General features: G+C 74.0%; 9 protein-coding genes and 1 pseudogene. 4 read left to right on the top strand and 6 right to left on the bottom strand.

Translation table 11 applies throughout. From position 1 onward, the window contains the following. Positions 1-209: 209 nt before the first annotated feature. Positions 210-1,391, bottom strand: a complete 1,182-nt coding sequence (locus ABZ885_RS26940) for an ROK family protein (RefSeq protein ID WP_360193705.1) — start codon at positions 1,389-1,391, stop codon at positions 210-212. Positions 1,392-1,764: 373 nt separating this feature from the next. Between ABZ885_RS26940 and ABZ885_RS26935 the strand changes: the two genes are divergently transcribed. Beyond that, the gene (locus ABZ885_RS26935; RefSeq protein WP_360193702.1) at positions 1,765-2,460 is read left to right on the top strand and encodes a 50S ribosomal protein L11 methyltransferase; all 696 of its coding nucleotides are present in this window, start codon (positions 1,765-1,767) and stop codon (positions 2,458-2,460) included. Positions 2,461-2,614: 154 nt separating this feature from the next. Next, on the top strand, positions 2,615-3,061 hold the full coding sequence (locus ABZ885_RS26930; protein WP_360193701.1) for a GNAT family N-acetyltransferase: 447 nt from the start codon (positions 2,615-2,617) through the stop codon (positions 3,059-3,061). A 72-nt stretch (positions 3,062-3,133) separates the two neighbouring features. Here the strand turns inward: ABZ885_RS26930 and ABZ885_RS26925 are convergent, their stop codons facing one another. From ABZ885_RS26925 to bioB, 4 genes are all read right to left on the bottom strand, one after another. Beyond that, positions 3,134-3,580 carry a hypothetical protein gene (locus ABZ885_RS26925; protein ID WP_360193698.1) on the bottom strand — a complete coding sequence of 149 codons (447 nt, stop codon included), beginning with the start codon at positions 3,578-3,580 and terminating at the stop codon, positions 3,134-3,136. A gap of 103 nt (positions 3,581-3,683) precedes the next feature. Then, positions 3,684-4,424, bottom strand: coding sequence for a dethiobiotin synthase (gene bioD, locus ABZ885_RS26920; protein ID WP_360193696.1), 741 nt, complete (start codon positions 4,422-4,424; stop codon positions 3,684-3,686). Further along, positions 4,421-5,737, bottom strand: coding sequence for an adenosylmethionine--8-amino-7-oxononanoate transaminase (locus ABZ885_RS26915; protein ID WP_360193694.1), 1,317 nt, complete (start codon positions 5,735-5,737; stop codon positions 4,421-4,423). The genes bioD and ABZ885_RS26915 overlap by 4 nt, the downstream gene beginning before the upstream one ends. A 26-nt stretch (positions 5,738-5,763) precedes the next feature. Beyond that, positions 5,764-7,080 carry a biotin synthase BioB gene (gene bioB / locus ABZ885_RS26910; RefSeq protein WP_360193691.1) on the bottom strand — a complete coding sequence of 439 codons (1,317 nt, stop codon included), beginning with the start codon at positions 7,078-7,080 and terminating at the stop codon, positions 5,764-5,766. A 237-nt stretch (positions 7,081-7,317) separates the two neighbouring features. Here bioB and ABZ885_RS26905 point away from each other — a divergent pair, with 237 nt between their 5' ends. Beyond that, the gene (locus tag ABZ885_RS26905) at positions 7,318-8,175 is read left to right on the top strand and encodes a hypothetical protein (RefSeq protein WP_360193688.1); all 858 of its coding nucleotides are present in this window, start codon (positions 7,318-7,320) and stop codon (positions 8,173-8,175) included. A gap of 161 nt (positions 8,176-8,336) precedes the next feature. Here the strand turns inward: ABZ885_RS26905 and ABZ885_RS26900 are convergent, their stop codons facing one another. Further along, complete coding sequence (locus ABZ885_RS26900) at positions 8,337-10,847, bottom strand: DUF3516 domain-containing protein (RefSeq protein ID WP_360193685.1); 2,511 nt, start codon at positions 10,845-10,847, stop codon at positions 8,337-8,339. 386 nt (positions 10,848-11,233) lie between these two features. Between ABZ885_RS26900 and ABZ885_RS26895 the strand changes: the two are divergent. Further along, positions 11,234-11,884, top strand: a pseudogene (locus ABZ885_RS26895) (aminotransferase class I/II-fold pyridoxal phosphate-dependent enzyme); the annotation flags it as partial. Positions 11,885-11,961 lie beyond the last annotated feature (77 nt).

The following is an 11,961-nucleotide window of genomic DNA, read 5'->3' as shown; positions in this document are numbered from 1 at the left end:
ACCCACGCCCCCCACCCCGACCACCCAGCGCAGATCGTGTGCGGGCGCCGGGGACGGGCGCCCCCGCCGGGCCGCGGGGCCCGGCCCGGGCCCCGAGGTCCGCACCGCCTCCTGAACGACCCCCCCCCGAGACCACCCCGAAACACCCTCAGGCCCAGGCCCGGACGCACCCACAGGTGTCCGGGCCTGAGTCGTTCACCGGGAGCGGCTCAGCTCCGGACGGCGGTGCCCGTCGGCGGGTCCACGGCGAACAGCTGCTCCTCGACCTGGTCCAGCGCCACCCGCAGGGCGCCCATCGCGACGACCTCCGCGCCCAGCGCGGCCAGCGCAACCTCGGGCGCACGCAGGGTGAACTGGGCGAGCCGCTCGCGCAGCGGCTCCAGCACGCCGTCCAGCCCGGCCGCCCAGCCGCCGATCACCACCAGCTGCGGGTCGATCGCCAGCACCAGCGCCGCGACGCCCTGCACCAGACGGGTCAGGAAGCGGTCCATCGCCACCTTCGCCACCTCGTCGCCCTCGCGGGCGAGCCTCAGCACCCGGGCGACGGCCGCCTCGTCCAGCGGGTTGAGCGGCTTGCCGGTGGTGGAGAGCAGGCGCTCGGGGGTGACCTCCTGGCCGAGCAGGTGCAGGGCGCCGATCTCACCGGCCGCGCCGCCGAAGCCGCGGTGCAGCCGGCCGTTGATCAGCGAGCCGGCGCCCGGGCTGAGACCGGCCATCACGAACACCACGTCGTCCGCGCCCACCGCCGCGCCCTGCCAGTGCTCGGCGATGGCGGCCAGGTTGGCGTCGTTCTCGATCAGCACCGGGCAGCGGAACGACCGGCGCAGCCGGGCGCCCAGCTCGAAGCCGGTCCAGCCGGGCATGGCGGTGCCCAGCCGTACGCTGCCGTCCCGGTCGACGATGCCGGGGGTGCCGACGCCGACCGCCCAGAGGTTGTCCCGCGAGACACCGGCCTTGCGCAGGACGTCGGTGACCACCGGGCGCAGCGCGGCGATCCGGTCCTCGGCCTCCAGGCCCTCCTCGATCGGCCGGTCCTGGCTGCCCACCACCTCGCCGGTGAGATCGGCCAGGATGACCCGGACGTCGTGCACGCCGATCTCGATGCCGAGGATGTGCCCGGCCTCGGCCCGGAACCGGAACCAGCGGGCCGGACGGCCGCGACGGCCGGTGCCGCCGGACTGGCCGCCGTTCTGCGGCTGCTCCACCTCGGCGACCAGGCCGGTCTCGACCAGGCCCTCGATCACGCCCTCCACCGTCGGCCGGGAGAGTCCGGTGTCCCCGACCAGTTGAGTGAGGGTCACCGATTGGCCGGCCCGCAGCGCCCGAAGCGTGACCGCCGCGTTGATCCGCCGCAGCAGCGAGGAGTCTCCTCCGGTGAGCCGATCCGCCAAAACGCTGCCCTTCGCCGTTCGCGCGACAGCCCTGGCGCGCGGTGCCGAGTGCGCGGAGACCGGGTGCCGGCCGCGGAGTGACGGGCACCGGGTGTTCCGCGCGAGTCCGCCGCCCGGACCACGGGCACGACGACGCTGGGCCGCCTGCGCCGGGCCCGGAGGGCACGTGCCGGATGCTACCGGGGGCCGGGCCCGGCGGGCGAGCATCTTCGCAGCTCACCCAGGCTTCGGTATCGAAATGGTACGCACCGGGTGGCCGTGCGTGATCCGGCGTCCGGGCGGAGCCGCGTACGTCCGGCGCGCGTCCGGCGCGAGCCCGCCGACGGGCGCGAGGTGGTCGGGCGAGCAGGGCCCGAGCCTCTATGCTGCGGGCATGCTCAACCAGACGCGGGACGTTCACCCGGGGGTAACTGCGCTGTCGGACCGGAGCTTTGTGCAGCGGGAGACCCGGCTGACACCCGTCCCGTTCGTGCCCGAGGTCACCCTGCACATGGCCGAGGACGCCATCGCCCTGTGGGAGACCACGGAGGCGGAGCGCGGCGAGTCCGGGCTGGCGCCGCCGTTCTGGGCGTTCGCCTGGGCGGGCGGGGTCGGGGTGGCGCGGTACGTGCTGGACCACCCGGGGCTGGTCGCGGGCCGCTCGGTGCTCGACCTGGCGGCCGGGTCGGGTCTGGTCGGGATCGCGGCGGCGCTGCGCGGCGCCCGGTCGGTGCGCGCCGCGGAGATCGACGCCTACGCGGTGGCCGCGATCGGGGTGAACGCGGAGGCGAACGGCGTGCGGGTCGAGGCGGCCGTGGCGGACCTGTTGGACGGCGACGGGGGACCGGCCGAGGTGGTGCTCGCCGGCGACGTCTTCTACGAGCGGGCGATGGCCGCCCGGTTCCTGCCCTTCCTGGAGCGGGCACGGGCCCGCGGCGCAGTGGTGATCGTCGGCGACCCCGGCCGGGCCTACCTGCCGCGCGAACGCTTCACCGCCCTGGCCGCGTACGACGTCCCGGTGGTCGCGGACCTCGAAGACGCCGCGCTCAAGACCACCACGGTCTGGCGGCTCGACCCGGCGGCCACCTGAGCACCGGCGCGACCTGAGCCCGGCGGCCACCTGAGCACCGGCGCGACCTGAGCCCGGCGGCCACCTGAGCACCGGCGCCGCCTGAGCCCGGCGGCCACGTCCGCACTGCGGAAATCCCGGCGCGTGGAACGGCCGCCCTGGTAGACACGCCGTCATGATCCAGGACTTCGTGCTGCGCACCGCCACCCCCGACGAGATCCCCGCCGTGCTGGCCCTCTGGGCCCGCGCGGCGAAGGGGACCAGCATCACGGACGACGCCGACGGCGTCGCCGCCCTGCTCGCCCGCGACCCTGAGTGCCTGATCGTCGCCGCGCCGACCGGTTCGGAGCGGGACGGCGGAGAGATCGTCGGCACCGTGATCGCGGGCTGGGACGGCTGGCGCTGCCACCTCTACCGCCTCGCCGTCGACCCCGCCCACCGCCGCCGGGGCCTCGGTGCCGCCCTGCTGGCCGCCGCGGAGGCCCGCTTCACCGCGCTCGGCGGCCGCCGTGCCGACGCGATGGTGCTGAACGACAACGGCCTCGGCCAACGCACCTGGCAGGCGGCCGGCTACGGGCCCGAGCCGCAGTGGAGCCGCTGGGTCAAGCCCCTGACCGCCTGACCGCGCTCGGCCGACCCCCGGGGGCCAGGCCGTCAGGCCGTCCGGCGAGCAGCCGGTCAGACGGTCAGGCCGTCAGGAGTGGCTGAGCGCGTAGGTGCGGAAGGTGGCGAGCAACGGCAGGACGTCGGTCTGGCTCGGCTCCTCGGTGACCGCGCGCAGGGCGTCGATGACCGCGCGGGCGATGGCCTTGGTCACTGTGAGGTCGTCGGCGGAGGCCGTCGCGCCCCAGGCCCGGAGCGTGTGCGCGAGCAGGGCGGCCATCCGGGCGCCGATGTTGGAGCTCACCGCGTCGGTGATCGCCTCCAGCTCCTCCTCCGTCATGCCGGAGCTGAGGCCGAAGGCGAGCGCCATCAGGGTGTCGACGGCGTGCTCGCCGTACGCCGCGACCAGCGCCGGGAGGGGCTGTTCGCCGGGGTAGCCGGCGGAGAGCGCGGCGAGCGCCTCGTCGTCGTCGTTCCACGCCGCTTCGAGTGCGGCGAGGGCCCGGAGGGACTCGTCTACCGTCAGGCCGTCTGTCATGCCGAGAACGGTATTGAGCCCTCCCGGGCCACCGCCGGAGCGGACGGGGAATCTCACTCCATCGAGCGAAACCTGCGCCGTTCCGCCCCCTGGGGCCCGGGTGTTACGCCGGTGCGTTCGCTGCGGCGAACCGCTCCGCGTCCCACCGTCCGTGCAGGGGCGGAGCGAGGGCGGTGCGGGCCAGGGTGGCGAAGTCCCCGGTGCCGGCGGCGCGTTCGGGCAGGGCACCGAGCAGGGGTGCGCCGGCCGAGCGCGGCAGGTCGGCGAGGTTGCAGCGGTCGGCGAGGCCGGGGTAGCCCGGCCAGGAGCCGATGACCACGCCGAACAGCGGCAGGCCGCGCGCGGCCAGTGCCTCCGCGGTGAGCGCGGTGGTGTTGAGCGTGCCGAGGCCGGCCGTCGCGACCAGCAACAGCTCGGCGGGCAGGCCGAGTTCGCGGACGGCGAGCGCCTGGTCGGCGAGCGTGCGGCCGTCCTCGTCGTAGCGGACCAGCAGGCCGCCGGCGCCCTCGACCAGCACCAGGTCGTGGTTCTGGGCGAGTTCGGCGACGGCCTCGGCGGTCCGGGCCGGCGTGAGGCAGGGCAGGCCGGCCCGGCGGGCGGCCGTGTCGGGCGCCAACGGCTCGGGGTAACGGGCGAGTTCGCGCAGCGTGAGCGGCGCGCCGACCAGCCGGGCCACCTCCTCGGCGTCCCCCGGCTCGCCGGGGGCGACACCGGTCTGCCCGGGCTTGAGCACCGCGACCCGCAGGCCGGCCTGGACGGCGGCCGAGGCGACGGCGGCCGTGGTCACCGTCTTGCCGACCTCGGTGCCGGTCCCGGTCACGAAGAGCACCTGGGGGGCGGTCATCCGGCCACCGCCGCTGCGGTCACCGCGGCAGCGATCTTCGCCACGTCCTCGTCCCCTGTCACGAACGGCGGCATGGTGTAGATCAGGTCCCGGAACGGGCGCAGCCAGACCCCCTCCCGGGCGGCCGCGGCGGTGGCGGCGGCCACGTCCACCGGGTGGTCCAACTGCACCACGCCGATGGCACCTTGGACCCGGACGTCGTGGACGCCCGGCAGTGCGGCCGTGTCGGCCAGGCCGTCCCGCAGCCCGGACTCGATCCGCTTCACCTCGACCTGCCAGTCCTGGCCGAGCAGCAGGTCGATCGAGGCGTTGGCGACCGCGGCGGCGAGCGGGTTGCCCATGAACGTCGGTCCGTGGGCGAGGACCGGCATCTCGCCGCGGCTGATCCCGTCCGCGATCTCACCGGTGCACAGGGCGGCGGCCATCGTCAGGTAGCCGCCGGTCATCGCCTTGCCGAGGCACATCACGTCCGGCGAGACGCCGGCGTGGTCCGCCGCGAACAGCGCGCCGCTGCGGCCGAAGCCGGTGGCGATCTCGTCGAAGACGAGCAGGACGCCGTGCCGGTCGCAGAGTTCACGCAGCATCCGCAGGTAGGCGGGGGAGTGGAACTGCATCCCGCCCGCGCCCTGCACCACCGGTTCGACGATGACGGCGGCCAGCTCGCCCGCGTGACGCTCCATCAACGCGTCGAACCGCGCCGCGTATTCGGCGTCCAGCGGGGCGTCGAAGCCGGCCGGCGGCTGCGGTGCGAACAGCTGGCCGGGCAGCACCCCGCCCCACAGGTGGTGCATGCCGCCCTGCGGGTCGCAGACCGACATCGGGTGGAAGGTGTCGCCGTGGTAGCCGCCGCGCCAGGTGAGCAGCCGCCGCTTCTCCGGCCGGCCGGTGGACTGCCAGTACTGCAGGCACATCTTCATGGCGACCTCGACGGCCACCGAGCCGGAGTCGGCCAGGAAGACGTGCTGCAGCGGCTCCGGCGTGATCTCCACCAGCCGTGCGGCCAGCCGGACGGCGGGCTCGTGGGTGAGCCCGCCGAACATGACGTGGCTCATCCGGCCCAGCTGCGCGCGCACCGCCTCGTCGAGCACCGGGTGCCCGTAGCCGTGGATCGCCGCCCACCAGGACGACATCCCGTCGACCAGCTCGTCCCGGCCCTCGGCGGGCCGGGCGAGCCGGAGCCGCACCCCGGACGCGGATTCGACCACGTACGGGGTGGCGGTGCCGGGCATCGGGCCGTACGGGTGCCAGACGTGCGCCCGGTCGAGCGCGAGCAGGGCGTCGGTGGGCAGCGCGCCACCGGGGAGCTGAGCCATGGTGATGACGGACCTTTCCGGCGTGATCAGGCGTTCGGCGCCAGCTCGGTGCCGGCCCCGCGGCGCCGCACCCGGACCAGGTCGCTGCGCAGCTCGTCGTTCGGGTTCGGCAGGGCGGACTCGCCGGAGTCGGTGGCCTCGGCGGACTCGGTCGCCTCGGCGGCCGTCACGGTTGCGGTGGCCGGCGCGGCGTGGCCGCCGCAGGGCCCGCAGCCGTGCGCCTCCTCGGCCGCCGCGGGCGCGTCGGACGCCTCGGACGCCCCGCCGTGTCCGCCGCCGCACGGGCCGCAGCCGCCGCCGGTCCCGCAGGACCCGCCGGCCACCGCCGAGGCGATGTCGGCCCGGTGCCGGGGGAGGGTGGCCTCGCCGGCGCCCTCGACCTCGAAGCCGGCGTCCTTGATCATGTCGAGGTCGGCCTGCCCGGCCTGGCCCTCGCTGGTCAGGTAGTCGCCGAGGAAGATCGAGTTGGCGATGTGCAGGCCGAGCGGCTGCATCGTGCGCAGGTGCACCTCGCGGCCGCCCGCGATCCGCACCTCGGTGTCCGGGTTGACGAAGCGGACCATCGCCAGGATGCGCAGGCAGCGCTGCGGGGTGAGGTGCCACTCCTTGGCCAGCGGGGTGCCCTCGAACGGGATGAGGAAGTTGACCGGCACCGAGTCCGAGCCCAGCTCGCGCAGCGCGAAGACCACGTCCACCAGGTCCTCGTCGCTCTCGCCCATGCCCGCGATCAGGCCGGAGCAGGCGGACAGGCCCGCGCCGTGCGCCTTCTGCACGGTGTCCACCCGGTCCGCGTAGGTGTGGGTGGTGGTGATGCCGGCGTAGGTGGCCTCGGAGGTGTTGAGGTTGTGGTTGTAGGCGTCGACGCCGGCCGCCTTGAGCCGCTCGGCCTGGTTGTCGGAGAGCAGGCCGAGGCAGGCGCAGACCTCGACGGCCGGGTCGGCGTCCTTGATGGCGGCGACGGTGTCGGTGACCCGGTCGATGTCGCGGTCCGTCGGCCCGCGGCCGCTGGCGACCAGGCAGACCCGCTTGGCGCCGCCCGCGACGCCCGCCCGCGCCGCGTCGGCGGCCTGGTCGGGCTTCAGCCAGGTGTACTTCAGGATCTCGGCCTTGGAGCCCAGGCGCTGCGAACAGTAGTTGCAGTCCTCGGGGCAGAGCCCGCTCTTGAGGTTCACCAGGTAGTTGAGCTTGACCCGGCGGCCGAACCACCGCCGGCGCACCCGTCCGGCGGCTGCGACCACGTCCAGCAGCTCGTCGTCGGTGGTGGCGAGGACGGCGAGCGCCTCCTCGCGGGTGGGGGCTTCCCCGCGCAGGCCCTTGGCGGTGAGGGTATCGAGCAGATCCATGGGCCTGATCCTGCCTGGTGGCCGACGCGCGACGCCAGAGGAAACCCACCAGAAGATCCGGGGGAGGATGTGCGAGTTGTCACAGTGTCGCCGCTGACGGTAGTGGCGCAGGTCACGTCGCAGGTCACGGCCGTCGGCGGGTCCGCCGCCCGTTCGGTTACCCGCCGGTAGGGTGAGTGATCGTCAGTGACCGCCCCCGTGATCCACACCACCCGGACACTGCTTAGAATCTGCGCCATGACCACGCAGGGGGAGCGCACCCCGTCACCGGGAGACCACGGAACCACCGATCAGCCCGCCGGTGCGTACCGGCGGCCGGCCAGGAGGATCGGCGCCCGGCGGGCCGTGGGCTGGATCGTGGTGGTCGGGGTGGTGACCGCCGGCGGCTGGATCATCACCCGCCCGACGCCCGGCGACTTCATACCCGGCCTCGGACCGTCCAGCAAGGACGCCTCCATGACGCCGCCGGTCGTCGGCAACCCGCCGCCGCGCAGCAGCGCCGACCCCGAGGGCCTCAACGTCGACACCCTCTTCCCCGCCCAGCGCGTGGTCGAGGTCGGCACCTACAAGGGCAGGCGCTCCGGCGTCCGGCAGGGCGAGAACTGCACCGAGACGCTGCAGGACCGCACCCAGGACCCGCTCCGCGAGAGCGGCTGCCAGGGCTATCTGACCGTCAGCTTCGCCGGCCAGGACAAGCCGGTGCTCAGCAGCCTCACCCTGCTGCGCTTCGCCGACCAGGCCACCGCCGCCAAGGCCGCCGAGACCCTGCGGGCCAAGCCCGCCGTGCTCGCCTTCATCCTCCCGGACGCCTCCACCGCCCCCGCCCTGCCCGCCGGCGCCGCCAAGCCCGGCACGGAGCAGCGGGTCGAGGCGGTCGGCCGGCACGTGACCGTCACCAGCTCGCGGATGGCCGAGCCGCACGGGGCCTCGCCGTCGCCCACCGCCCCGGCCACCACCGCCCCGGGGGCTCCGGGTGCGCCGGTGACCCCGGTCGCCGTCCCGTCGGGGACGCCGGTGCCGGGCCCGGAGCAGCTGCTGGAGGAGGCCACCCGCGCCGTCTCGTTCTCCGCGGGCGCGCCGTTCATGTGGATGTGAGGCGCCGCGCCACGCGGTGCTGCCGCGTCGCGCGGCAGTCATGACGGCAGGAACGCAGCACGGCAGGAAACGCAATACGGCAGGAACGCAACACGGCGGGGGCCCACCACACGGTGGGCCCCCGCCGTCGCTCCGTCAGGCTCCGTCAGCCGGCGCCGGCGTCAGCCGTCCAGCCGGTCCACCGCGGTGACCCGCAGCACCGCCCGGCCCTCCTCGTCCGAGCCGTACAGGTCGACCTCGGCGCTGATGCCCCAGTCGTGGTCGCCCTCCGGGTCGTCGAAGATCTGCCGGACCTTCCAGGCGGAGTCCTCCTCCTCGATCAGCAGCATCTTCGGGCCGCGCGCGTCCGGGCCGGTGCCGAGGTCGTCGTACTCCTCCCAGTACCCGTCCATCGCGTCCGCCCAGCGGTCGGCGTCCCAGCCGTACTCGCCGTCCAGCTCGCCCAGCGCGTCGTAGTGCTCCAGCGCCGCCAGCTCGACCCGGCGGAACATCTCGTTGCGCACCAGCACCCGGAACGCGCGGGCGTTGGCCGTGACCGGCGCCGGCTTGTCGTCCAGGGTGACCTCGGCGGCCTGCGGCTCGGTCGGGTTGGCCAACTGCTCCCACTCGTCCAGCAGGCTGGAGTCGACCTGGCGGACCAGCTCGCCGAGCCAGGCGATGACGTCCTTGAGGTCGTCGGTCTTGACGTCCTCGGGGACGGTCTGCTCCAGCGCCTTGTACGCGCCCGCCAGGTAGCGGAGCACGATGCCCTCGGTCCGCGCCAGCTCGTAGTGGCCGACGTAGTCGGTGAAGGTCATCGCCCGCTCGTACAGGTCGCGGACCACGGACTTCGGCTGGAGCTGGTGGTCGCCGATCCACGGGTGCACCCGCCGGTACACCTCGTAGGCGTGGGTGAGCAGCTCCTCCAGCGGCTTCGGGTAGGTGATCTCCTGGAGCCGCTCCATCCGCTCCTCGTACTCGATGCCGTCGCGCTTCATCTCGCCGATCGCCTCGCCGCGCGCCTTGTTCTGCTGCGAGGCGAGGATCTGGCGCGGGTCGTCGAGGGTGGCTTCGACGACGGAGACGACGTCCATCGCGTACGAGGGCGAGGCCGGGTCGAGCAGCTCGAAGGCGGCCAGCGCGAAGGTGGAGAGCGGCTGGTTGAGCGCGAAGTTCTCCTGCAGGTCCAGGGTGAGGCGGGCGATCCGGCCCTCGGAGTCCGGCTCCGGCAGCCGCTCGACGATGCCGCCCTCCAGCAGCGAGCGGGAGATGGCGACCGCGGAGCGGATGTGCCGGCGCTGGGCGGCCCGGTCCTCGTGGTTGTCGGTGAGCAGCTTGCGCATCGCGTCGAAGGCGTTGCCGGGCCGGCCGATCACCGAGAGCAGCATCGCGTGGCTGACCTTGAAGCGGGAGACCAGCGGCTCCGGGTCGGCGGCGATCAGCCGCTCGAAGGTCTCCTCGGACCAGCCGACGAAGCCCTCCGGCGCCTTCTTCCGGACGATCTTGCGCTTCTTCTTCGGGTCGTCGCCCGCCTTGGCGACGGCCTTGTCGTTCTCGATCACGTGCTCCGGCGCCTGCGCGACGACCTGGCCCACGGTGTCGAAGCCGGCCCGCCCGGCCCGGCCGGCGATCTGGTGGAACTCGCGGGCCCGCAGGACGCGCACCCGCACGCCGTCGTACTTGGACAGCGCGGTGAAGAGCACCGTGCGGATCGGCACGTTGACGCCCACGCCGAGCGTGTCCGTCCCGCAGATCACCTTCAACAGGCCCGCCTGGGCGAGGCGTTCGACCAGCCGGCGGTACTTGGGCAGCATGCCGGCGTGGTGCACGCCGATGCCGTGCCGCACGAACCGGGACAGGTTGCGGCCGAACTTGGTGGTGAAGCGGAAGTTGCCGATCAGGTCGGCGATGGCGTCCTTCTCCGCCTTCGAGCACATGTTGATGCTCATCAGCGACTGCGCCCGCTCCACCGCCTCCTTCTGCGTGAAGTGCACGACGTAGACCGGCGCCTGACCGGTCTTCAGCAGCTCTTCGAGGGTGTCGTGCAGGGTGGTGCGGCGGTACTCGTAGAACAGCGGGACGGGCCGCGTGGCGGAGCGCACGACGGTGGTCGGCCGGCCGGTGCGGCGGGTGAGGTCCTCCTCGAAGCGGCGGACGTCGCCGAGCGTCGCCGACATCAGCAGGAACTGCGCCTGCGGCAGCTCCAGCAGCGGGATCTGCCAGGCCCAGCCGCGGTCCGGCTCCGCGTAGAAGTGGAACTCGTCCATCACGACCTGGCCGATGTCGGCCCGCGTGCCGTCCCGCAGCGCGATCTGGGCCAGCACCTCGGCGGTGCAGCAGATGATCGGCGCGGTCGGGTTCACGCTCGCGTCGCCGGTCATCATGCCGACCTGCTCGGTGCCGAACACCTTGCACAGGTCGAAGAACTTCTCCGACACCAGCGCCTTGATCGGCGCGGTGTAGAAGGTCCGCTGCCCCTCCGCCAGCGCCGCGAAGTGCGCCCCCGCGGCGACCAGGCTCTTGCCGGAGCCGGTCGGCGTCGCCAGGATCACGTTGTTGCCCGACACCAGCTCGATCAGCGCCTCCTCCTGCGCCGGGTACAGCGTGATCCCGCGCTCCTCCGCCCAGGCGGCGAACGTCTCGTACAGGGCGTCGGGAGTGGCGGGCTTCGGCATCAGATCAAGGAGGGTCACCCGGCTATCTTGCCTGCTCGCCACGGCCCCGGGCAAAGCCCGGGGCCGGTCCGCCGGGGCGGGCGGGGACGGCGGGGAGCGCGCGGCTCAGCTCCCCGGGACGGCGGGGGCGCGGTCGGACGGCTCCGGCGTTCGAATTCGGGAGCTGCCGTCCGGGTATCCCCCGTGTCCAGACCGCCGGGGAGCGCGACCGATCGAACGGATGACTGAAAATCCCTGGGAAGGACTTCGGGTTCCTGGCGAAATACCGGCGATGGAAACGAAGCACGGGCCTTTTTGCGGCGAATGAAAGGCGAATGAAAGGCTCATGAGCAGTGAATGTGCCGACGGGCATGTGCCGCTTCGCACATTGCCCGCCGCGCGCTGGGCGTGCCAGAGTGCCGACCATGGTCCACCGCACCGCGTCCGAACCGCCCGTCCGCACCCCGGCTGCCGTCTTCGACTGGCTCGACGAGACGGCCGCGCTGCGCGCCCGCGCCGGCCTCACCCGGACGCTGCGCAGCCGCCCCGCCGACGACCCGGTGCTCGACCTGGCCGGCAACGACTACCTCGGCCTGACCCGCCACCCGGTCGTCACCCGGGCCGCCGCCGACGCCGCACTGCGCTGGGGCGGCGGCGCCACCGGCTCCCGGCTGGTCACCGGCACCACCGCCCTGCACACCGAACTCGAGGACGAGCTGGCCGAGTTCTGCGGGGTCGAGGCCGCCCTGGTGTTCTCCTCCGGCTACACCGCCAACCTGGCCGCGCTGACCGCGCTCACCGACCCGGACACCCTGATCGTCTCCGACGCGTACAACCACGCCTCGCTGATCGACGGCTGCCGGCTCGCCCGCGGCGACGTCCACCGCGCCCCGCACAGCGACCCGGACGCCGTCCGCGCGGCACTCGCCGGACGCACCCACCGCCGGGCGCTGGTGGTCACCGACTCCGTCTTCTCGGTCGACGGCAACGCCGCCCCGCTGCCCGGACTCTCCGCCGCCGCCCGCGCGTCCGGCGCCGCCCTGCTGGTCGACGACGCGCACGGGCTCGGCGTCCTCGTGCAGCTGCCGGCCGAGCTCAGCTGCAGCCCGGTAGGACAGGTCGACGGCGAGTAGGCCGTCGCGCCCCGGAAGCT

The sequence above is a fragment of the Kitasatospora sp. NPDC047058 genome, assembly GCF_040643935.1.
GTDB lineage: Bacteria > Actinomycetota > Actinomycetes > Streptomycetales > Streptomycetaceae > Kitasatospora.
The sequence above is the reverse complement of the archived record's forward strand: the minus strand, read 5'-3'. Positions and strand labels throughout refer to the sequence as shown.